The organism is Cohnella sp. LGH, from assembly GCF_017671885.1.
In the GTDB taxonomy this organism is placed as follows: domain Bacteria; phylum Bacillota; class Bacilli; order Paenibacillales; family Paenibacillaceae; genus Cohnella; species Cohnella phaseoli.
In genome coordinates, this window is the sequence record NZ_CP072117.1 from 6,454,458 (window position 1) to 6,477,520 (window position 23,063).

Here is a 23,063-nt window from a genome sequence, read left to right on the forward strand (position 1 = left end):
CATGAGGTTCCGTTATTATCGCAATCGCCTTGTGCTGATTGCGTTTTTGCTTGCCATGCTGTCCGAAGCGATTCTGATCGGGATCAGCTATTGGAATACGAGAGATGTCGGCACGGAAATCCAGAGCGCCTCCGAGCAGAACCTGTCCCGGCACGTCGAGAGCCGAATCGTCGCCAAGCTGAGCGAGATGAACTCCTTGGCGCTGCAGATCGAATCTTCGGATTTTACGAAATACGCGCGTTCGTTCCTGAATCTGCGTTCGTCTGAGGAAGAAGCGACGGCTCGGAGGGAGCTGGACTCCAGATTGGAACAGCTTCATCTGCCGCAGGGGCTGGTGGATCGGATTTATTTTATCGGGGATAACTTGAACCAGAAGAATTTCGGCAAGTCGTTCGCGACGAACCGTTTGCTCCCCGACGAGCATATCCCATGGATCGACGAGATGCGGAGCGCGGGCTTGCTGGATTCGTTCACCCGGTATTACAGTATGCCGACCTTCATTCCCAAGGGCATGTTCACGGACGTTCTGAAGGATAAGAAAGGGAGTATCCCCGAAGATTCGTGGCAGCGACTTAATCGATTTTTCGCGGGCGTCGAGGGGCATCTGATCATTAACAACGGAGTTAACTACTTAAACGTATTATCCGTGATCGTGCTTGACGAGCGGATATTTGCCGCCGAGCTGCCCTCCTCGGGCATATGGAGCGGATACGTGGGCGTGTTCGATCAGAATCGACAGACGCTCTGGTCCAATCTGCCGAGCGAGGAAGCGCTGGCCGCCGCCGCGCAGCGGATCGAGAACGGCTCGCGGCAATGGGAGCAGCAGATCGACGGGCTGTACCAGGTAAGAACGCAGGCTGTCTCTCCATATGATTTTCACATCGCTTTTTTCGAGCGGGAGAGAAGCAGCACGTTGTGGGGACCAAGCTTCTCCAAAATCTATGTCGGCTTTTTCTTGGGCACGCTGCTCGTTTGTTTCCTGATTTCCCTCAAGTTCTCCAACCTGATCATGTATCCTTTCCGGATGCTTGCCAGGGTCGTCTGGAAGAAGGAAAACGAGCTCGACCTGGAGCGCATTCCCGAGGAGCGTTTTTCCGGAACCCGGTTTTCCAGGCTGTCCATTCGGAGCAAGGTGCTCTTTATGCTGCTGACGTCGGTACTGATCCCGGTGTTGACGGCTGTCGGCATGCATCTCTATCTTATGTACAACTATGTGTTCGATAAAGCCGTGGATTTGTCGGTGGATTCCTCCAACCATCTCGTCGTGGAGCTCAGGGACCGGATGGACGGCTACGAGGGCCTGACGAACCGATTGTCTACGGACAGCCGGTTGACCAATCTGCTTTCACCTTACACGTTTATGGAAAATATCGACGACTTCACCGTGGCCAGCTATCCGGGGCTTGGCGATCTGTCCTATTTCGTTCTGTACGACGCGGGAGGCTCGGCACGCTATTCCTCGGCTTTCTTTAACAATTTAACGCTCTTTAAGCTGAGCTCCATCGATCCCGATCTGTTGTCCGAGCTTCAGCCGGAGCAGACGGTGTGGATTACCGGATTGAAAGACGTATACGGACACCCTTCGCTGATGCTGATCAAGAAGTTGTCGCTGCCTTCGCCTTCCACGGGGAAAACAATCGAAGCCTATCTGCAGGTTGTGCTCAAGGAAGAGGCGTTCTCGTCGGTCGCTTCCGATCGAAAGATGAGCTTCGTTATGCTTGACGGCTCCGGGGATTTCGTCTATTCGAATGCGTCGGCACAAGGGTTCAAGGAAGAAGCTTTCGCTCAATGGCGCGGCGATCAGGGGAAAGCCGGGAGCGCGCTGATCGAGAAGGTCGAAGGAAGCAATCAGGTTATCGTCTCCCGCCCGATCGGGGACGAGGGGTGGACCGCCTATATTTTCAGAACGATTGACGATATGTATTTAATGATCGACGACATGCTGCACCGCTTTATTCTGCTTATCGTTCTGCTCATTCTGATTATTCTCGCGGCCGTGTGGAACGTATCGCTGCTGCTCGTCAAGCCGATCGAAAGATTAACGACGGCGGTGGAGAAAGAGGAAAGCATGCCGGATGCGCAGGAGGATGAGGCTCCCGGGTCGCGAGACGAAATTGGACGGCTCGTGGAGAGCTTTAACCGGATGATCCGGCAGATTCGGCGGCTGATGGAGGATAACGTCAACAAGCAGCTAAGGGAGAAGGATCTGGTTACGTCGAAAATGAAGGCCGAGCTTGGCATGCTGCAGCAGCAGATCAACCCGCATTTTCTGTACAACACGCTGGAGGCGATCAATATGAGAGCGCGGCAGTACGGAGCGGCGGAGGTGGGTACGATGGTCAATTCGCTGGCCAAAATTTTCAGATTCACGATTAATAAAGGCAGCGAAGTCGTTCCCTTGTCCGATGAGATCGAGCACGCCCGAAATTATTTGACGATCCAGGAGCTGCGATTCCAGAACAAATTCACTGTTCTCTGGCAGTTGGACGAATCCGCGATGAAGGAGCCGATTCTGAAGTTCGTGCTGCAGCCGATTATCGAGAACGCGCTCCAGCACGGCATCGAAGAGCTGTACGGAGGCGGAGAGATCGCGATCCGCGCGCAGATGGAAGAGGGGCGAGTCGTGCTGTCGGTGGCCGATAACGGAATCGGAATGAGCAAGGAGGACCTGGCCAAGGTTCGGCAGGCTCTGTCTGGAGAAGTCGCATCGTCTGAGGCTCCGCCATATCCGCCCGAATCCGGCTCATCGGGGCGGTCCAGCGGCGTCGGCTTGGCTAACGTCTATCAGCGCTTGCGGATTTACTACGGCGAGCGGCTTGAGTTCACCATCGACAGCGAGGAGTTTGTCGGGACGACGGTAACGATCTCGATCGCAACGCCAGCCGGGGCGGAAATGTGATGAGAATTTTAAACCAAATGAGTCGTATTTTGAATGGGAATTAGATGTTTGATCGGACATAATACTGTAAACAAGATAGACGCCGCCGCTCTGTTCTCGTGATCGAGCAGAAGCGGCGTCTTTTTTCGTTAACGGGAGGAAAGGAAAAAGGCAAAGATTTTCTCTTCTCCAGCACACCTGCGTGACTTAAAATAAGAGCACTAGCTTTGGGGCAAAGGAGAGCGTGAGGTGAACCGAATAAAGGGGCGGAAGAAAAGACGCTGGAACATTTCAAGCATACTGACAGGATCGTTTATCTTGCTGATCACACTGCCGATTTTTTTGGTGACGACTTATTCCGTCCGTTCTTTCAACTCAATATTGATAGAGAATGCGACGTCGCGAGCGATGCAGACGGTAGAGCAGGTTTCCTACACCGTTGAGGGGCAGCTGAATCTGATGAAAAATACAGTAGCGACGATTGCCAATGACAGCCAAGTGATCGAGTATGCGTCGTTAACCCGACATTCCGACGGAAGTCAGCAGCTGCTCGAAACGCGCCGCCAGCTGGAGTCCAAGCTGTACAGTTATTTTCATTATACGCCGGACTTGGTTTCGGTTATGTTTTTCTATAACGATTCGGGAATGGCAACCTATAAGCAGGAGCTGAACGTCGAAGATTCGGAGCTTCGCAAGATGACTTGGTACCAAGAGGTGCTCTCCGATAAAAATAAAGTATACATTATGGGCGCGGAAGCCAGCGGCGCTGTGTTCCCGGATGGGGGCAACTTCATAACCGCGGCGATCGCGCCAAGCTTCAGTTCGGCCTTCTACAATGTCGAGATGATTTATTTCGTCTTTCATGCCCGCAAAATCGCCGATCTGCTGCATACCAACGCGACCGACGCAGGTCCCAGCTTTGTCGTGGACCCCTACGGGTCGGTCGTCGTATCCAGCGAAACGGAGGTTATGTCCAAGGGCATCGCAGGGATGGGCTATCTGCAGAGGGCGTGGAAGGAAGGGGAAAGCCATTACGTTCAGGAGATTAACGGTCAGGAATCTTTTATCATTCATACGCTTTCCGATTGGGGCCGACATTACATTCAGGTTTACTCCTACGACAGAATGCTCAAGCAGGTCAACGATGTGTATCGCAAGCTGATTTTGGCTTCCGCGCTGGGGCTTGTCGTGTTTCTGCTGGTGTCCTATCTGATTGTTCGCAGCATCGTGAAACCGATCGGCTCGCTGATCAATCAGATGGCCTCCGTTAAAGCGGGCAATCTCAAGGCGAAGATCGAAGCTTCGGGCCCTGTCGAAATTTACGTGCTCGGCACGACGTTTAATGAAATGATCGGACAACTGAAGGATTTGATCAGACAAATCGAGCAGAAGGAAAATCAGAAGAGGCTTGCGGAGATTTCCGCGCTGCAGTCGCAGATCAATCCTCATTTTTTGCTGAATACGTTGAATACGATCAAGCTGATGGCCAGCATATCGAAAGCAAGCAACATCCAGAAGATGACGGAAGCGCTGACGCGGCTGCTCTCCGCCGCATTTAATCGCGGGGGCATGTACAGCACCGTAGCGGAGGAAATGAAGCTGCTGGATTATTATATTCAGATTATGAAAATACGGTATGGAGACCAGTTCGACGTCGAATTCGATATCGATCCGCGAATGGAGAAGCTGCCTATTTTGAAGCTGCTGCTTCAGCCAATTGTAGAGAATGCGATTGTACATGGCGTACACGAGCGTGAAACGAGGGGGCTGATTCAGATTGCCGGACGAATCGAGAACGACAAAAGCTGCCGCTTCACGGTCCGCGACAACGGGCGGGGGATTCAACCGGAGGTGCTGAGCAAGATGCTAGAAGATGGCGCGCAGCAGGGACGCGAGGGCTTCAGCGGCATCGGCTTGCGGAATGTGAACGACAGATTGCGTTTGAATTACGGCCTGTCGTATGGCCTTCATATCGAGAGCAAGCTGGAGGACGGTACAACGATTGCCGTTCTAATGCCGATTTTGCATGAGGAGAGTTGAATATGCTGCGTGTTCTCATTGTAGACGACGAGCCGATCTACAGATTGGCTTTGCGGGAGATGGTGCCGTGGGAGCAATACGGCTGCGAGATCGCGGCGGAATCTTCCAATGGGAAGGATGCTTTGCGCGTGGTTAAGCAGTATCGGATCGATCTGGTGCTGATCGATATTCATATGCCGATCATGTCCGGACTGGAATTTGTGAGACAACTGCGGAGTACAGAGGAAGGGAGCCTCGTCGGGGTTGTCGTGCTGAGCGCGTATTCCAATTACGAATATGTGCGCGAAGCTTTCCTATACGGAGTGTACGACTACATTATCAAAGAAGATATGGAGCCCGAGCATGTAGGCGGCGTTATAAGCAAGGCGGTCGATCGTTTGAACGAGCAGATCGGTCAGCGGGAGCAAAGGGAGAAGGAAAGTCTCGTCAGACTGGATCGCGTAAAGGAAGGGGCGTATCGTTCCGTCCTGTTGAATGCCGATTTGGCCGAAGGGACGGAGCAGGAAGAGGGGCAATGGCTGGAATCGCTGACGGGCCAGCGGCACATCCTGTGCAGTCTGCTGCTCGATCGTTCGTACGCGTCCTCGGCCGACAAGATCGATTCGGAGCAGATGAAGTTTCTCGTGCACGCCTTTAAGCAGGTGCTTGAAGGGTACAAGACGCAAGCGGTGCTGACGGTGCTCCCTCATTGGGAGGTCGCGGCCGTTCTGATCTTCCCCCATTCCATGAGCGAATACCAGATTCGCGCCCTGCTGGCGGAAGTGCTGCAGAAGGCCGTCAGCCATCTGCGCGAATATGTGAATCTGTCCGTTACGATCGGCGTTGCGCCTTCCTGCGAGCATTATGCCGCGTGGACCGGTAGGCATTCGATTGCCCAGAAGCATGCGAGGATGAGGTTTCACGACGGGCTCGGCCGAGTCTTCTTCGAAGAGGACGTAGCGACGGGGAAAACGGAGTGGAAGGATCAACCGTGGAAGCTGCAGGAAATCTTAAAGCTGCTCGAATCCGGCAACAATGGCTGGGCGCCGCTTGTCGAGGACGGGCTGAACCGGATTGCCGATTCCAGACGTCTCCCTCCCGAAGTTTTTCAGCCCTACAAAGCGTTTCTGTGGGAATTGGGTTCCCTGCTGTATGCCAAAGGTCTTTCATGGGACGACATCGGCGAAGGGCTAAGCGTACCGTCCGAAAAGACGGAGATGTTCGAGCAAATCTCGCATCTAAACGTATGGTTCAGATCACTCGTGCAATCGGTGTTCGAGGGTATCGATCCGAAGAGAAGAATCGCGCAGCAATCGCCTCCTCTGGTAGACATCGTGAAGCGGTGGATCGAGCGCCATCTGCAGGAGCCGATTTCGTTGGCCATGGCCAGCGAGGTCGTGGACGTTAGCGAGAGCTATCTGAGCAAAGTTTTCGCAAGGGAAACGGGAGAGACGTTCGTAGAATACATCATGCGCAAAAGGATCGAAAGCGCGATTCAGATGATGGGAAGCGGCATGAAGCTGTACGAGATTGCCGAGAAGGTGGGCTATCCGAATCAAGGTCATTTCAGCAAGGTGTTTAAGAAAGTGACCGGGAAAACGCCTCACGAATATCGAGAGGAACTGCAGGCGAAACGGAGCCATGAGCCGCCTTCGGCGAGAAAAGAATAAAAAGAGAGAAGAAAAGAACAAGTTCGTTCATGTGACAGCGTTCCTAAAATCGATAAGATAAGGATGCAAGCGATTACAGCAAACGATTACAGCGAATGATTACAATTAGGGGGTCACAACGTGAAAAGAAAGACGTATTCCAAACTGATGCTGGTCATTCTTCTCTGTGCATTTACGATTTTGGCGGCATGCGGCAAAAACAACGGAGCGGGAGCGGGGGAAAGCCAGACGAGCGGCGCGAGCCCGAGCCAGACGACCGAGGCTTCGTCGGCTGCTCCGGAAGCCAGTAAAGAGAAAGTAACGCTAAAAATGGCGATGTGGGATTCCAACAACGAGTTCATTTCGTTCCTGCAAGAGAAGGTCAAAGAGTACAGCCAAGTTGCTCCACATGTCACTGTAGAGCTTGAGCCGTTCAAAGGGGACGGCGACTACTTGCAGGCGATGAAGGTCCGATCTGCGGGCAACGAGCTTCCGGACATCTTGGAGCTCAAGCCGAACTGGCTGAACGATTTCAAGGAGCAGCTGATTCCGCTGGACGGCGCGGGATTCCTGGAGAAAAACCAATATGCAAGCAAATACGCCGTAGACGGCAAGATCATTGCGGTTCCGACGGTTTCCTTTCCCGAATTGGTCTACTATCATCCGAGCGTATTCGAAGAACTGGGCTTGAAGGTGCCGACAACCTGGCCGCAATTCATCGAAGTGTTGACCAAAATCAAGGACAACGGAAAGTATATTCCTTACGCGATGGGCGGCAAGGACGCTTGGCCGGACTACCCGTTTAACGAGTTTATTCCCCACATCGTATCCGGGGACGAGAACTACCTGAGCAACATGGCGAAGCAGGACAACCCGTTCGGCGAAGGAACGGCGTTCTATCAAGGGTTTAAGCAGATCGAAGAGCTGTATCAGGCGCAAGTGTTCGGAACGGACCCGCTCGGAATTAGCTGGGATCAGGCGACCGTGCTGTTCTCCTCCAAGAAAGCGGCGGTTGTGGCGGCGGGACTGTGGTTTCTGCCGACCTACGAGCAAAAAACGGGCAGCACGGAAGATATTGCGGCGTTCCCGATGCCTTATCGCGCCAGCGAGTCCGAGCCGCTGAAGCTGATGACGTTCACGGATCATTTCTATGGCATTGCAAGCAGCAGCAAGCACCAGGAGGAAGCAAAGGCATTCATGGAATGGTTCTACTCTCCTGAAGTGTATCAAACCTATATCGATAAAGCGCAGCTTAATTCCACGTTCGAAGGCATTCAGTCCAACGTACAGTTCTTGAAGGATTTCTATGCGCAAAACCAGGCGGAGGCGTTCACGTACATTCCTGGCGATGCAGAATACACGCGCATTTCGAATGCCATTCAGTTGGACGTTAAAGCGTTGGGTCAGGATATGATGTCCGGTAAAAAAGTGGATGATTTCGTTGGCGAGCTTAATAAAAAATGGGCGGCTTCGAAAGCTTCCAAGTAATCGAGAGTAAACAAAATTGGGAGAAAACCTTTAGCGGATTTCTCCCAATTGATTGAGGGGAATGTCGTATGAGCTATACCATCCAGAAGAAAATCGTCGTTTTTTCATTCCTTGCGATTCCGGTTGGGCTTCTTCTGCTGTTTCTGCTGTACCCGACGGTTAAGCTGTTCCAATTCAGCCTCACCGATTGGAACGGAATCGGCAACACTTATAACTATGTCGGTTTCGATCATTACAAGGATGCCTTCCAAAGGCCGGAAGTTTGGAATGCTTTCTCGAACAATTTGCTCTACTTCGGGATTCATGCCGTCTTCATTCCGCTAGAGATTATGGTTGCCGTATTTCTGAATAACAAAATCCGGGCGAGCTCCTTTTTCCGGTCGATCGTGTTTCTTCCTTATATTCTCAACGGAGTAGCGGTCGCTTACCTGTTCAGCTATCTGTACAACCCGATCAACGGTCCCCTCAACGCTTTGCTGGAGGCGGTCGGTCTGGAGAGTTGGATTCAGAGCTGGCTCAGCGACAAAGGGATTGTTAACTATTCGCTCGTGGCCGTGTCGATCTGGCGATTCAGCGGTCTTCATGTCGTGTTATTCCTTGCCGGTCTGCAGTCTATTCCAAGCGATCTGTACGAAGCCGCGAGAATCGACGGGGCCAGCGCGTTCGGCCAATTCCGGCACATTACCGTCCCGGGCATCGCGCGTGTCGTGGAGATTGTGTTGTTCTTGAATGTCCGCGGAGCGCTGCAAGTGTTCGATATCCCGTTCCTGATGACTCAGGGAGGGCCCGGCAATGCCAGCTCCACCTTTACGGTGTACACGATTCAAACGGCGTTCAAATACAACAATTACGGCCTCGCCTCGGCGCTTGCGGTTATTTTGATGATCATCATTATCGTATTCAGCTATATGCAGGGCAGGTTTTTCAAAGGGAAGGGGGATTAACGGCATGCCGGTCATCTTCAGACGCTACGGTCCCCGGTGGTTGATTTATGCGTTGTTTATTGCGATTAGCTCGGTTGTCCTGTTTCCGATAGCGATTAACTTTTTTACGGCTTTCAAAACCTCTGCCGACTTGCTCGATTCCTCGCCGCTTTCCTTGCCGAAGCAGTGGAATTTCGATAATTTGCAAAATGCTTTTCATAACGGCAATATGCTGACCGGATTCAAGAATACGGCGATCCTTGTAGCTGTCAGCGTCGTGTTCAACACCGTGCTGGGCGCAATGACCGCTTATGTGCTTAATCGCTTCGATTTTCGGCTCAAAGCGTTGATTATGGGCATGTTCGTCGTAGCTATGGTTGTCCCGTTCTATACGACGGAGGTTTCCCGGTTTCAGATCATTAAGGAGCTGGGGTTGTACGACTCGCTTGGAGCTCCGCTGCTGATCTATGCAGGCACCGATCTTCTGCAGATTTTTATCTACTTGCAATTCATCGAGAAAATTTCGAGCCAGTTGGACGAAAGCGCCATGATCGACGGAGCCTCCTACATTAAAATTTTTACGAGAATCGTCTTTCCGCTGCTGCTTCCTGCATCCGTGACGCTTGGCATCATTAAAGCGGTCGACATTATGAATGATATGTATATTCCGTATCTGTACATGCCGTCCAGGGACTTACAGACGTTGTCGACGTCACTGATGACGTTTGTCGGGCAACGGGCTTCCGATTACGAGCTGCTTTCAGCAGCCATTCTGATCGTTTTGCTGCCGACAACGTTAATGTACCTGTTTATGCAGCGCTATGTATTTACGGGAATTACGGCAGGCGCGGTCAAGGAATAGGACAATACGCTCGATTAAGGAGGCGCAGGGATGGGGAAAGTTCAGCGGGTCGAGGACGCGCCTGCCATTCGGACAGAATTGCTGGATACAACCGGCAGGAGCGCCTCCGGCTTCGACGAATGGAAAGAGCAGGCGCTCGTCCGCTGCTTAAAGGTGGGGACGCCGGACGAGCTGCGAATCGCGGTAGGCGATATATTCGACAGCTTCGCGGAACCAGCGGCAGCCCGCAAGGAAATGCAAATTTCCTTGCTTATGGTTTTGGCGGCCGTGCTGAAAACGGCCAAAGAAGCTCATGTCAATCTTGACGATTGGTTTGGCGAACTTTCAATTGTTGAAATATTCAGGTTATATGATCTGCCAGCCGTCAAGGGCTGGCTATACGAAGTTTGTCTAGTCGTCCAGCGGCAGATGATAGGCCATCGTCAGCATACATTTAAGGAAATTATCAAGAAGGCAATTTCGTATACGAAGGAACATTACGGCGATCCGAATATTTCGATTCAGCGCGTATGCTCGCAGCTTCACGTCAGCAGCGGGTATTTCAGCAGTCTCTTCAAAAAAGAGGTGAAGATGACCTTTGTTCGCTATGTCATGAAACTTCGAATGGAGAAGGCGATGGAGCTGCTGCGTTCGACTGAACTAAAGGCGTTTGAAATTGCGGAGCGGGTCGGCTTCGCCGATCCGCATTATTTTAGTTTTTGCTTCAAGAAGCGGGTCGGGGTTTCGCCGAGAGAGTACCGTTCCGGGGCCGTCTTTGAAGGCTCATATGTGTGAAGGGGAAGCGCGCAATTAACTGTTTCCGCCCATCCCGGCCTCGCGCGCGAGCATGATCGCATGGGTTCGATCGGCCGCGTGCAGCTTGCTCAGAATGTTGGACACGTGGTTGCGAATGGTCTTGAGCGACAGTCCCATAAGACGGGAGATGTCGGCATTGCTCATATCACGGGCGATCCATTCTAGCACCTCGCGTTCTCGCGTCGCCAACTGAGGGAACAGCACGTTGCCGCTCGTCCTTTTCAACACGGCGTCGAAATAAAACATCATCTTGCGAGCGATAACCGCGCTGAAGATCGCCTCTCCGCTCCCGACTACGTTAATGGCCCGGACGATCTCCTTTTTTTGCGCACCCTTAAGCAGATAACCTCGCGCGCCGGCCCTCATCGCCGAGAAGACGGACGAATCATCCTCGAACATGGTCAGGATCAACACTCCGATATGGGGGGAGGTCAGGATAATGTCCCGGGTCGCTTCGATGCCGTTTTTGCCGGGCATATTCACATCCATCAAGATCACATCCGGCTGCAGCTCCTCCGCCATTCGAACGACCTCGATTCCGTTGGAAGCCTGTCCGATGACCTCGAATGTCTCCTCGGACTGAAGAATCGACACCAGCCCTTCGCAAAACATGGGGTGATCGTCAGCCAGCAAAATCCGTAAACGATCCTTCTCCGTAATTGTCATCTTTTTTTCTCCTCTCCTCTACGGGCAGGCGAACGCGTATGTCCGTGCCCTGACCTGGCGTCGAATGCAGAGCCATCGTGCCTCCAAGCTCCTCGGCGCGTTCCCGGATCGAACGGACGCCTACGCCGGGCGTCAAGTCGGCGGGCATTCCGCGGCCATTGTCGGCAATTTGAATGTTCAGATGCCCCTCTTCCTTCCAAAGCCGGATCAGGCAGCGGCTTGCCTGAGCATGCCGGGCAACGTTCGTAAGCGACTCTTGTACGATCCGATAAACCGCGACCTCGGCCGCCGCCGATAAATCCATTTCCCTCTCCGCCCCTTCCAGCACAATTTGAAGAGACGAAGTCTCGTACTGCAGGATCAGCTCCTTCAAAGCAAACGCAAATCCGAACTCATCCAGAGCGGGAGGGCGGAGCGAGTAGACAAGCCGCCGAATATCGGCGATCGATTCCCGCATTTGCAATTGAATGGTCTCCAGCGCCTTGCGCGAACGCTCCGGAAGCTCTTCCTGGCTCTGAACCGTATCCTCCAGCCGAAGCGCCATGGTGGCGAGCGAGGAGCCGAGGCCGTCGTGCAGGTCCCGCCGCAGTCGTCGGCGTTCTTCTTCCCGCGCGGTGATCAGACGCTCCCTCGAACGCTGAAGATCGCCGGTCAAGCGAACCGTCTGTACCGCAATGCTTACTTGCCGGACCAGATCGTCGGCCAAAAAGCGCTTGTCGGGCGGAATCGCATTCTGAAGCCGCTCCACGCCAAGCACAAGCCGGCCGACCGGCACTCCCCTTACCTCCAGTTCGAGGGTGCTGGTATGCGGTCCAGGTTCGCCATAGGCGGCAAGCCGCTCAATGCTTTCCGAACCGTATACGTCGATGGCGACGAAAGGGAGTCGCAGGGCGGAAGCGATTTTGGCGACGACGGCTGGCAGCAGGGAACGATGCGTAAGCGAAGTCTCCAATTGCTCCGTCAGCTTGGACAGCACCGCATACGGATCTTCCCGTTCCCCGTAGACGAGGCGGTTCGCCTCCCTCTGCACCAGCTCCCGGAGCGGATGGAACATGACGGCGATCAGCCCGGTTGCGAGCAGCGCGACGAACGTTTGAGTCTCGCCTTGTACGAGAACCCCCAACGTCCCGACGATGAGGACATAGGCCATGACTCCAAAAACGCTCAGCACGAGGTACACCATCGTCCGGTTGAAGGCGGCGGACATATGGCGTATCCGGGCTTCCAGCACGATAACGCCTACGGAGAAGGGAAGAATCAGCAGGCTTGCGTACATGATGTTTTGGACGATTAATCGCCATATGCCGTGCTCGTTAAACAGCGGGAGAGGAATCAGCAGGCTCACAACGCTATATAAGCTTAATCCCGTCATTAACCAGCGGAGCTGGCGGCGCTTCTCCGGAGAGGCTTCCTTGGCGTAGCGCTTCGCTTGCGCGTAAAGAACGAGAATGTTCAGGGACAAAAAACAGACGTGATGCAGCCAGTACGGCCAATCCAAATACGGATGGATCGGCGGAAAGAGGCGGACGACGCTTTCGACTAGATAGAGGGCAGCGGGAATGACCGTCCAGCGAGGAACGAAGCGAGCGTCGGGAATCAGAAACAGGAAAACGACGTAGATGCTGCCAATTACATTTAGCACAGTATAAAGCATGTTCATCACGAAGAAATCGCCGGTAGCTGTGTCTGCATTGAAGTAGATGCCGACCGCGATGAGCAGTAAAGAAGCCGTCACGCAGAAGGGATCCTTCCAGCCATACCGGTAAAGAAGCAAGCCGATAGCCCAGGAGGACAAGTTATGCAGCGCCAGCAAAGCGACGGTAACGCCGCTGTACAGAACGGGAGTGATTCCGATGCTTGCAAGCTGGGAAAGCTGGGGCTCGTTCATATAGAAGAAGTAGTTGCAGATGCTGCCGCCGCATGCGGCATCGTAAAACCCCCAACCTCGCATATAGCTGTCGAGCGATACGATGAACGAAGCGGCAACGACCGTCCACCAAAGCGCGTGCAGCCCCGCCTTGAGGCTGAATTGCGCTTTTGCCGTATGCAGAAAGCGCATGTCAGTGCTTCCTTTCCGGGTGATTTTCAAGAAAAGTATAGCATAGGAAATTCCCGGCGGCACGGGGAAAAACGTTCCCGCGAAGTTCCCGGCCGAACCGGGAACGCGGGCCTTGTGCGCAGGATAAAAGGGATTTTAAGATGACGATTGGAAGGAACCCAATTCCATCATCTAAAGAGGAGTGTTGAACGGAAATGTCATACGTGCCTTACGGTTTTTACCGGTTCAGCGGCTGGATGCTGCTGCTCTCCGGTCTGCTGACGATCGGAATTCAGTACGTTCACCTGGAGGATATTCCGGCGAATTTGCAGCAAATGGATTACTTCGTCGATGTGGCGGTTTGGACGCATATCGGGCTTCTCGTATCATTCACGATGTTTCTGATGGGGTTTGTCGGTCTGTATTTGCGGCAAGCGGCTAAGCTCAAGTGGTGGGGGTGGGTCAGCTTCGGTATGATATTTGCCTTCGTCGTCCTCGATCTTCTGCATGCGCCGATTCAGATTTTCAATTATCCTGTCCTGTTCGACGGTGTTGCGAACGAGGAGCAGCTGAAGCAGGCGTCGGATTTAGTTATGCGAATCGGTTCGGAAGGGCCGGGATTTTTCTTTATGATTCTTCTGATGCCGCTGATCCTGTTCGGTTCCATTCTGATGGGCGTCTCCATGCTGCGCGCCAAAGTGCTGCCGAAGGGGCCAGCTATCGCAACGCTGGTATCCGTCATTCTGATCTTTCTGCCCTACGATCCGGTTACGAAATATTTGTTCCCGCTGCAATACGCGATTTTCGTCTGGTATGGTTTTATTCTGGCTTTCGAGAAAAGGGAGGCAGTTAGCGAAGGGGAGTGAATAAAATAATAGTATGCTTGTTACTCCAAGAGGCTGTCCCATAAGCCACCAAAGTTGCTCTGAAAGATAATCGATGAACAAGGTGAAGGTGTATATACCTCCCTCCGATGCTATACGCTCCTGAAATGGGAATGGGTAAACCCGTTGCAAGGTGATTTCAAGAGCGTATGAGGCAATCTACAGGGGGTATATACACCTTCTTTGATTATCGATCTTCATGCAACTCTGCTTATGAGACAGCCTCTTCGTTTTGTACTATAAATCATACAAATATCGCTAATTTGTGGAGCCGTGAGTCCATTTTGTATTAAAAATCATACAAAATACGGAATTGGAGAGGTCGGGGCGCCGGATTTGTATGATAAATCGTACAAGTTGGGTGCGGCCTCAAATAGAGGGAGCGGGATCTCGTTTACTTCTGAGCCAAAGCGCCCTTAAATGCTTTCTCCAGATCGTCCGCACTTTCCGAGATGATGAACAACACATAGTTGCCTTGCGTCACGACCCGGTAGTTTTTGGAGTTTTCGTACTGGTCGGGCAAATAGCTTTCGAAAGACTTCTGAATATCTCCCGCGCGCTTCTCTATGCCTTTCTTGACGGCGGCTGCGTCTTTGGCTTTCTTTACCTTAAATAAGGCGAGCTCATTCGACTTTATATTGACGAACGGCGCCCGAACCGCAAAATTCTCAAGAATGTCCGGATCGATGCCGTAGGCTTCTTCCATCTGCTCGGCGTTCATGTCGAGCGACGCGGGCTGCTCCACCTGCTCCAGCATGAAGTCTACAATGTCGCCGGAAGACAGCGACTTCGGCTTCTCGCTTGGCTCGGGCTTCTTATCCGGCTTAGCGGATTCGCTCGGACTCGGGCTAGGCTGAGGCTTCTTATCCGGCTTAGCGGATTCGCTCGGACTTGGACTAGGCTCAGGCGTCTTTCCCGGCTGCGCAGATTCGCTCGGGCTAGCTTCGGGCTGCTCGCTCGGGCTGGCTTCCGGACTCGCGCTCGGACTGGATTCAGGGCTCGGGCTTACGCTTTCGCTGGCTGTCGGCGAGCTGGTGGCGGTCGGCGTGCTATTGTTTTTATCGGCGTTGCCGGAGCAAGCGGTCAGCAGGCTTCCTAGCAATGCGGTAATTAACAGAAATGACATAGCGCTTTTCTTCATGGTCAGTACTCTCCTTGGTGTTGGTTTCTAGTAGGTCAGCTTTACTGACGCGCCTGTCCGCTTGAATGTTGCAGCAAGTTGCGGAAGGCTGCACCGCTTAGCGGGCAAGCTTCAAAATCGCGCCGTTGTCGGCGAAGGTAGCCGTATTGAACAGCAGAAGCGTGTTGTCGATTCCGTTCTCCTCCATATAGCCGGCGATGCTGCCGTTATAGAAGCGGATATCGATCACATGAATCTCTGCGACATGTTTGGTCAAGAATGGAATTAGGCTATGAGCGTAGGAGTCTTTGACAATGAGCAGCTTATCGAGGTCCGCCTGATCCGCATCGAGCTTGCTCGTAATGGTGGACAAGGCGTGGACGCCTCCGAGAAAATACGGGTACTGATCCTTCTTCGCCAGAAACTGTTCCGCGTACAAGCTGTCGTAATCCGTATTGTCGTCGACAACGTGCATTTTGGAATCGACCGGTTGCAAGGACGTAAACTTCTGGATGACATCCGGCTTCAAACCGCCGAACTGTCCGCGCGTATGGAAGCTGCCCAGAAAAGTGTCGCTGACGTTCTCGATTTGAAATTCATCCAGCCCGGCAGCCGTCCAACCCATTTGCTCGGCATAGGCGACATAGGCGTAATAAGCGCCAAGGGTTGTCCAGTGGTGATCCGTCCGATAATAGATCGATTCCGCGGCATGCGGCCGCAGAAAATCGAAGCCGTTCAAATAGTCCGCGCTGTCGCCGAGAAGCGAGCCAACGTATTCGTTCACTTTCTCTTGCGGATAGTTGGGCGCTTTCCAAGGCAGACGCTCCGGGTACATCCCGATGGAGGTCGGAGCCAGCAGGAAGGAAATATTGGCATCCGGATGCTTCTCGGCCAGTCGTTTCACCGCTTCGACGTAGCTCTTGACCTTCTCGTAATTAGGCTCGGGAAACTTCTCGAACAGGTATCCGTCCTTGCCTTTGTAAATGCTGTTGTTTTCCTGCTGCAGCCTTAAGCGCTCTGCCGCCGACTTGACGCCGATCCAATCCGCCCTGAGCGGAAAATGATCCGTGACGAAGCTCTCGGCCTCGTCCGCAAATTTTTTGGATAGCAGATTGTCCCAGGTCAGACGGGGCATTTTCTGCAAATAGCGGTTTTCCAACTCGGAAAAGGATTCGACGGATCGAGCGAGGAAAGCGCCGGACAGGAGGAACAGCGTGGCGGCGAACGATCCGATCAGCAGACGGTCGGTGATCCGCTTCATGATTAACAGCCTCCTTCATTTAGAACAAACTTGTTTTAGAAGCGGAAATACAGGAAAGGATTAAAGGTCGCGTCGACCAAATAGGCTGCCGACAGCAGGAACAGCGCCCCGCACCAGGCCAGATTCAGCACAGAGCCGACTCCGCCCAAACCGCCGGCGAGCTGCTGCCGCAGCCTGCCGTAAGGCAGCGAAGCAATCGCCAGCACGACCAGCAGGAGAGAGTTCGTATAAGCAAAATACATCGTCTCGTCGCTCCACAGAGGCTGTCCGGTCAAGCCGAACATGGCGAGCAAATACTGTCCCGCCTTCGGCAGCTCTTCGAATGCGAATAATACCCAGCCGACGAGAATAAGCACGGAGGCATACAGATGGCGAACCCAGCGGGGGGATCGTCCAAGCAGCGACAGGCCGAACCATTTTTCGAAGATCAGAATAACGCCGAAGTACAGCCCCCAGAGCAGGAAGTTCCAACTGGCGCCGTGCCAGATGCCGGTCAGCGTCCAGACGATGAGAATGTTGCGGAGCTGCTTGCGCAAGCCGAACCGGTTGCCGCCAAGCGGAATGTAGACGTAGTCTCTGAACCAGGTGCTCAACGACATGTGCCATCTGCGCCAGAAATCGGTGATGCTCTGCGCGGCATAAGGTTTGTTGAAGTTTTCGTTGAAACGAAAGCCGAACATAAGGCCGAGACCGATCGCCATGTCCGAATATCCGCTGAAGTCGAAATAAATCTGAAACGCAAAGGCGATGATGCCCAGCCAGGCCATCGCCACGGGCAACGTACCGGCGTCTGCGGCCGAAATCGTATGCCAGAGCAGTCCGATATTGTTCGCGAGCAGCACCTTCTTGGCCAACCCGGTCACGAAGCGGCGCACGCCTTCGGCGAACAGAGCGACGTCGACCTTGCGGCTGCGAAGCTGCTCGGCCACCGACTTGTAGTGGACGATCGGCCCCGCGACCAATTGCGGAAACAGCGCCACGAAGGTGGCGAAGTCGATCCAGTTCCGCTGCGCCTTGGCCGTTCCGCGGTAAATATCTACGATATAGGACATCGACTGGAACGTATAGAATGAGATGCCGATCGGCAGCGCCAGCTCGGTGAGCGGGATATCCGTGCCCAGCCATTCGTTCAGGTTGCCGATTAGAAAGTCGGCGTATTTGAAATAAGACAGCAGTGCCAGATTAACGGCAATCGATGCGGCCACGACCGCTTTACGCTGCGTCGGTCCGAGGCTAGAGCGTTCCAACAGACGACCGAAGCCGTAGTCCGTCAACGTGGAGATCAGCATAATGACGATGTAGACCGGCTCTCCCCAGGCGTAGAACACAAGGCTTGTCAGGAGCAGCACCAGATTGCGGATTTTTCCGGGGGAGCAGTAATAAAGAAGCAGAACGGCGGGCAAGAATAGAAACAGAAATAGCAAGCTGCTGAACACCATGATGTAAGGAGTCTCCTTGCGGCAGTTATAGTGAACGATAAAAATTCCGGTTATAGGCGAATTCAACAAAGCCTCAGACGCAGGCCGCGAACAAAAGGTTACAGATGCGACTATTCTCCCAGATTTTACGCTAATTTAAGGTTCCGATTATCGAAACTCGCAATATTTTCGTTTATAATTGACTAGGTTGAAACCTTTTTGTCGGTTCATCGTAAAAGTAGGTAGTTGAGGGATGAGAGATTCATAGAATCCCGCCCGCCACTGTATTAGCCGAAAAGAGATGGAAGGGAGATTCTGCTGGGCATGACGATTTCGCTTGTAAAAGGACAGAAAGTGGATCTCACGAAAGGGAACGCCGGGCTAAGTAAAATCACCGTTGGTCTCGGGTGGGATCCGATCGAGAAGAAAGGCTTCTTCGGCACCAAGAAAGTGGACGTCGACTGCGACGCTTCCGCACTGCTGCTCGACGAGAACGGCAAGCTTCGGGACAAGCATCTTGTATGCTTCTACAACTTGAAAAGTCTTGACGGCTCGGTCGTTCATTCCGGCGACAATCTGACGGGAGAAGGCGACGGCGACGACGAACAGATTTCCGTCGATCTTGCGCGCGTTCCCGCTCACGTTCACAAAGTTCTGTTTGTCGTGAATATCTACGATGCCGTCAACCGCAAGCAGGATTTCGGTATGATTTCCTCCGCTTACATTCGCGTGCTTAATCAGGCGAGCAATCAGGAGCTCATCCGGTTCAACCTGACCGACAACTACGCAGGCAAGACGGCTCTGATCGTCGGGGAGATCTACCGCCACAGTGGAGAATGGAAGTTCAACGCCATCGGCGAGGGCTCTTTCGCCGCGCATGTCGATTTGCTGGCAAGAGAGTATCAATAATAAATCCAAAATTCAAAATCCAAGAAAAGAGGGAATTGCACATGTCTATCAGCTTATCCAAAGGTCAAAAAATCGATTTGACGAAAACGAACCCGGGTCTTACGAAAGTTCTAATCGGTCTCGGTTGGGATACGAACAAATACGACGGCGGCAAGGATTTTGACCTCGACGCTTCCGCGTTTCTGCTGAACGGTGCGGGCAAAGCAGCCTCCGATAAGGATTTCATCTTCTATAACAATTTGAAGAGCACGAACGGAGCCGTTGAGCACACGGGCGACAACCTGACGGGCGAAGGCGACGGCGACGACGAGCAAGTGAAAGTCAATCTGGCTACCGTTCCGCCGGAAGTGGAGAAAATCTCCTTCTGCATCACGATCCACGAAGCGGCCGAGCGCGGCCAGAACTTCGGACAAGTCACGAACGCGTTCGTTCGCATCGTGAACGAAGATACGGGAGCGGAGCTGATCCGTTACGATCTGGGCGAAGACTTCTCGGTCGAGACGGCGGTTGTCGTAGGCGAGCTGTATCGTCACAGCGGCGAATGGAAATTCAACGCGGTCGGCAGCGGCTATCAGGACGGACTGGCCGGCCTGGTTAAAGATTTCGGCTTGATGTAACACTGTAGTACCCGGTTAACGGGGACCGCTGTTCAATCGGATCGCGGTCCCTTTCCAATTAAAGAGGAGGAATAACGGCAATGGCGGTTAATTTGTCCAAAGGCCAGAAAGTCGACTTGACGAAAACGAACCCGGGCTTGACCAAGGTCAAAATCGGATTGGGCTGGGATACGAACAAGTATGACGGAGGCAGCGCGTTCGATCTCGACGCTACGGCTTTTTGTCTGAACGACTCCGGCAAAGTGAATTCGGATAACGATTTTATTTTCTACAACAATAAGAACAATTCGAACGGCTCCATCCAATTGTCGGGCGACAATCAAACCGGCGAAGGCGACGGGGACGACGAATCGGTCGTGATCGATCTCGGGCAGGTACCGGCTGAAGTCCAGAAGGTCGCCTTCTGCATTACGATCCATGACGCGGCGGCGCGCAATCAGAACTTCGGTCAGGTAGCCAATTCGTATGCTCGCGTAGCTAACGAAGCAACCGGCGAGGAACTGATCCGTTATGACCTAGGCGAGGATTTCTCGATCGAGACGGCGGTTGTCGTAGCCGAATTGTATCGTCATGGGGCAGAGTGGAAATTCAGCGCGGTAGGAAGCGGGTATCGCGACGGGCTGGCCGGCTTGTGCCGGGATTTCGGAGTACAAGTATAGGAGGGATTCCAAGATGACCATCAGCTTATCCAAAGGACAAAGAATCGATCTGACGAAGACAAACCCGGGTCTCAAGAATGCGATTATCGGGCTGGGCTGGGATACGAACAAATATACTGGCGGAGACGATTTCGACCTGGACGCTTCGGCGTTCTTGCTTCATGCCAATGGCAAGGCGAACGGCATCGAGGATTTCGTTTTCTACAATAACCTGTCCGCATACGGCGGAGCCGTCCTTCACACCGGGGACAACCGCGACGGCCAGGGCGAAGGCGACGACGAGCAGATCAAGCTGGACTTTACCAAAATACCGGAACATGTTCATCGTATCGGCATTACCGTAACGATCCACGAAGCCGAGCGTCGTCATCAAAATTTCGGCCAGGTTTCGAATGCATTCGTACGGCTGGTGGACGAGCAGACGGGAAGCGAAATTCTGCGTTACGATCTGGGGGAGGATTTCTCGGTCGAAACGGCGGTTGTCGTATGCGAGCTGTATCGTCATGGCGCGGATTGGAAATTCCAGGCGGTCGGATCGGGCTTCTCCGGAGGCTTGGCCGCTCTCGCCAACAACTACGGCTTGGACGCCAAGTAATTACCTAACGGAGGATTCGCAGCGCATGTCTCTTAAGATCATTAAAGGCCAGAAAGCGGACATTACTAAGAACACGTCGATTTCGCGGGTCGTCGTCGGAATGGGCTGGGGTGCCAGCGCCGGCGTAGATTTGGACTTCTCGGTTTTTGTATTGCAGGCAAACGGCAAGGTGCGTTCGGACAACGATTTGATCTTTTACTCGAATCCGACGGGAGCAGGCGGCGCAATCCGCATTGTCGGACAGGAGAAGAAGAGCTACGGATCCCAGACGGACCAGGAGCAGGTAAGTATCGATCTGCGCAGCGTTCCGCAGGAATTGGAACGGATTCCGTTCACCCTGACGATCTATGAAGGAGACGCCCGCAGGCAAAATTTCTCCCTCGTCAAGGACGCTTATTTGCGGATCATCGATGAAACGACGGGCAACGAGCTGCTCCGATATGAGCTTGGCAATCAATTTCCCGTCGAAACGGCAATCGTCGTGGGAGAATTATATAGATATAACGGCGAATGGAAATTTAATGCCGTCGGCTCCGGATATTCGGGCGGATTGGCCTCACTATGCGGCAGCTTCGGCATCGTCGTTCGCGAAGAACCGCCTGCGGCCTCTCCGCCACCGGTTCCGCCCGCGCCGCCGAAAGTCGAACCGGCCAAGCCGCCGGTTGGACAAGCTTCTCCCCCTTCGTCTCCTCCGCCGGTCTCGCCGGTCAGACTGGACAAGATCGAGCTGAAGAAGAAGGGCGATGTCATCAACCTGGAGAAGAAAGCGGGTTCGCTGGGCGAAATTCTGGTTAATCTCAACTGGAACCGCAAGAAAACCGGCGGAGGCTTCTTCAAAGCGGCATCCGGAATCGACCTCGATTTGGGCTGTCTCTTCGAATTAAAGGACGGCACGAAGGGCGGCGTCCAAGCGTTAGGCAACGCCTTCGGAGATTTCCAGCGGCCGCCTTACGTGGCGCTTGACGGAGACGATCGGACTGGCGCGCTTGAAGGCGGGGAAAATCTGCGAATCAACGGAGCCAAAGTCGCAGACATTAAACGAATCGTCATTTTCGCCTTTATTTATTCGGGCGTGGCGAACTGGTCGCAGGCGGACGGCGTCGTGACCGTCAAGTATCCAGGCGGTCCGGATATCGTCGTACGTATGGACGAGTACGGCAGCAACAAGGGCTTGTGCGCGATCGCGATGATTCGCAACGTTAACGACCAGACGTTCAGCGTCGAGAGGCTCGTGCAGTTTTTCGACGATCAGCAGAAGCTGGACGTCGCGTACGATTGGGGATTGCGCTGGACAAGAGGAAGCAAGTAATCGATCGATTTGCGAGACTGCGACGTAATGAAGTGCGACATCATTTCGTCGCAGCTCATCAGTAACGGAGTTAGACACCGGCAGGAGGGCCATCATGGATTTTTTGCAAAGCTTTATTGACAACTTCGCGAGCTTTTTCGATTGGCAGCATATCGGCGAGGTATTGTCGATGCCATCGACATGGGGAATTATCGGCACGCTGATCGTTCTCGAGGGCTTGTTGTCCGCGGACAATGCGCTCGTGCTCGCAGTTATGGTTCGCCATCTTCCTAAGGAGCAGCAGAAGAAGGCGCTGTTCTACGGAATTATCGGCGCATACGTCTTCCGCTTCCTGGCGATCGGAATCGGGACCTATCTCGTCAAGATTACCTGGATCAAGGTCGCTGGAGGTCTATACTTGCTCTGGATTGCGCTAAGCAATTTGTTCGATCTGGAGTTCAAGATGGCTCGCGTAGGCGGAGTTCCGCTGATTCCGTACATCGGCAAAAAAGCCGACGAGGAAGAGAACGAAGTAGAGAACAAAGGAATGGGCTTCTGGCGTACGGTGCTGGCCGTCGAAATGATGGATATCGCCTTCAGTATCGACAGCGTTCTGGCCGCTTTCGGAGTCAGCGAAGAAGTATGGGTACTGTTCCTGGGCGGTATTCTCGGCGTACTGATGATGCGCGGAGTTGCTCAAGTGTTCTTGAGACTGATCGAGAAGTTCCCGGAGCTGGAAAAAGCGGCATTTATCCTGATTGTCGTCATCGGAGCGAAGATGATCGCCGGAGCGTTCGGCTTCCATGTATCGCATGCTGTGTTCTTCTCCATATTGATCGCAATTTTCGTCGGTACGATGATTTTCAGTTCCATGAGGAAAAAAGCCGAAGCATCCAAATCTTCCGCCAAGTCCTAATTGAACCGATTGCAGTCGCAGTTTCTTGGAAATATCCCTCATGTGAGCGTGGGGGATATTTTTTAAGGATGGATTTGG

Annotated in this window: 19 protein-coding genes; 14 read left to right on the forward strand and 5 right to left on the reverse strand. The window is 53.2% G+C overall.

From position 1 onward, the window contains the following. The first annotated feature begins 1 nt into the window (after nucleotide 1). From J4772_RS26865 to J4772_RS26895, 7 genes are all read left to right on the forward strand, one after another. Complete coding sequence (locus J4772_RS26865) at nucleotides 2–2,899, forward strand: sensor histidine kinase (RefSeq protein ID WP_209072205.1); 2,898 nt, start codon at nucleotides 2–4, stop codon at nucleotides 2,897–2,899. Nucleotides 2,900–3,127: 228 nt separating this feature from the next. After that, on the forward strand, nucleotides 3,128–4,918 hold the full coding sequence (locus J4772_RS26870) for a sensor histidine kinase (RefSeq protein ID WP_209072206.1): 1,791 nt from the start codon (nucleotides 3,128–3,130) through the stop codon (nucleotides 4,916–4,918). A 2-nt stretch (nucleotides 4,919–4,920) separates the two neighbouring features. Continuing rightward, complete coding sequence (locus tag J4772_RS26875) at nucleotides 4,921–6,567, forward strand: response regulator transcription factor (RefSeq protein WP_209072207.1); 1,647 nt, start codon at nucleotides 4,921–4,923, stop codon at nucleotides 6,565–6,567. 120 nt (nucleotides 6,568–6,687) lie between these two features. Beyond that, nucleotides 6,688–8,034 (forward strand): ABC transporter substrate-binding protein, encoded by a 1,347-nt coding sequence (locus J4772_RS26880; RefSeq protein WP_209072208.1) that lies wholly within the window; start codon nucleotides 6,688–6,690, stop codon nucleotides 8,032–8,034. A gap of 68 nt (nucleotides 8,035–8,102) precedes the next feature. Next, on the forward strand, nucleotides 8,103–8,978 hold the full coding sequence (locus J4772_RS26885) for a carbohydrate ABC transporter permease (RefSeq protein WP_116063785.1): 876 nt from the start codon (nucleotides 8,103–8,105) through the stop codon (nucleotides 8,976–8,978). Between the two features lie 4 nt (nucleotides 8,979–8,982). After that, entirely contained in the window at nucleotides 8,983–9,819 is an 837-nt protein-coding gene (locus J4772_RS26890) for a carbohydrate ABC transporter permease (protein WP_116063784.1), read from the forward strand. Nucleotides 9,820–9,849: 30 nt separating this feature from the next. Beyond that, entirely contained in the window at nucleotides 9,850–10,593 is a 744-nt protein-coding gene (locus J4772_RS26895; RefSeq protein ID WP_209072209.1) for a helix-turn-helix transcriptional regulator, read from the forward strand. Between the two features lie 15 nt (nucleotides 10,594–10,608). Here the strand turns inward: J4772_RS26895 and J4772_RS26900 are convergent, their stop codons facing one another. Then, the gene (locus tag J4772_RS26900) at nucleotides 10,609–11,280 is read right to left on the reverse strand and encodes a response regulator transcription factor (protein WP_209072210.1); all 672 of its coding nucleotides are present in this window, start codon (nucleotides 11,278–11,280) and stop codon (nucleotides 10,609–10,611) included. Further along, complete coding sequence (locus tag J4772_RS26905; protein ID WP_209072211.1) at nucleotides 11,237–13,339, reverse strand: sensor histidine kinase; 2,103 nt, start codon at nucleotides 13,337–13,339, stop codon at nucleotides 11,237–11,239. The genes J4772_RS26900 and J4772_RS26905 overlap by 44 nt, the downstream gene beginning before the upstream one ends. Nucleotides 13,340–13,533: 194 nt before the next feature. Between J4772_RS26905 and J4772_RS26910 the strand changes: the two genes are divergently transcribed. Next, the gene (locus J4772_RS26910; RefSeq protein ID WP_209072212.1) at nucleotides 13,534–14,184 is read left to right on the forward strand and encodes a hypothetical protein; all 651 of its coding nucleotides are present in this window, start codon (nucleotides 13,534–13,536) and stop codon (nucleotides 14,182–14,184) included. A 412-nt stretch (nucleotides 14,185–14,596) separates the two neighbouring features. On the opposite strand, the gene J4772_RS26915 is transcribed toward J4772_RS26910, so the two are convergent. From J4772_RS26915 to J4772_RS26925, 3 genes are all read right to left on the reverse strand, one after another. Next, nucleotides 14,597–15,343 (reverse strand): DUF4358 domain-containing protein, encoded by a 747-nt coding sequence (locus J4772_RS26915; protein ID WP_209072213.1) that lies wholly within the window; start codon nucleotides 15,341–15,343, stop codon nucleotides 14,597–14,599. 97 nt (nucleotides 15,344–15,440) lie between these two features. Continuing rightward, a complete protein-coding gene (locus tag J4772_RS26920) occupies nucleotides 15,441–16,583 on the reverse strand; it encodes a DHHW family protein (RefSeq protein ID WP_209072214.1) in 1,143 nt (380 codons plus the stop codon). A gap of 35 nt (nucleotides 16,584–16,618) precedes the next feature. After that, nucleotides 16,619–18,022 (reverse strand): MBOAT family O-acyltransferase, encoded by a 1,404-nt coding sequence (locus J4772_RS26925; RefSeq protein ID WP_209072215.1) that lies wholly within the window; start codon nucleotides 18,020–18,022, stop codon nucleotides 16,619–16,621. 303 nt (nucleotides 18,023–18,325) lie between these two features. On the opposite strand from J4772_RS26925, the gene J4772_RS26930 reads away from it, so the two are divergent. The 6 genes from J4772_RS26930 (at nucleotide 18,326) to J4772_RS26955 (ending at nucleotide 22,985) form a co-directional block, all read left to right on the forward strand. Next, entirely contained in the window at nucleotides 18,326–18,910 is a 585-nt protein-coding gene (locus J4772_RS26930) for a TerD family protein (protein WP_116063776.1), read from the forward strand. Nucleotides 18,911–18,951: 41 nt separating this feature from the next. Next, nucleotides 18,952–19,527: a TerD family protein gene (locus tag J4772_RS26935; protein WP_116063775.1), complete on the forward strand. Its 576-nt coding sequence runs from the start codon at nucleotides 18,952–18,954 to the stop codon at nucleotides 19,525–19,527. A gap of 80 nt (nucleotides 19,528–19,607) precedes the next feature. Further along, nucleotides 19,608–20,186, forward strand: a complete 579-nt coding sequence (locus J4772_RS26940; protein WP_116063774.1) for a TerD family protein — start codon at nucleotides 19,608–19,610, stop codon at nucleotides 20,184–20,186. A gap of 13 nt (nucleotides 20,187–20,199) precedes the next feature. Continuing rightward, entirely contained in the window at nucleotides 20,200–20,781 is a 582-nt protein-coding gene (locus tag J4772_RS26945) for a TerD family protein (RefSeq protein ID WP_116063773.1), read from the forward strand. Nucleotides 20,782–20,806: 25 nt separating this feature from the next. Beyond that, the gene (locus J4772_RS26950; protein WP_116063772.1) at nucleotides 20,807–22,090 is read left to right on the forward strand and encodes a TerD family protein; all 1,284 of its coding nucleotides are present in this window, start codon (nucleotides 20,807–20,809) and stop codon (nucleotides 22,088–22,090) included. A gap of 94 nt (nucleotides 22,091–22,184) precedes the next feature. Then, nucleotides 22,185–22,985, forward strand: a complete 801-nt coding sequence (locus J4772_RS26955) for a TerC family protein (protein ID WP_209072216.1) — start codon at nucleotides 22,185–22,187, stop codon at nucleotides 22,983–22,985. The last annotated feature ends 78 nt before the right edge of the window (nucleotides 22,986–23,063 follow it).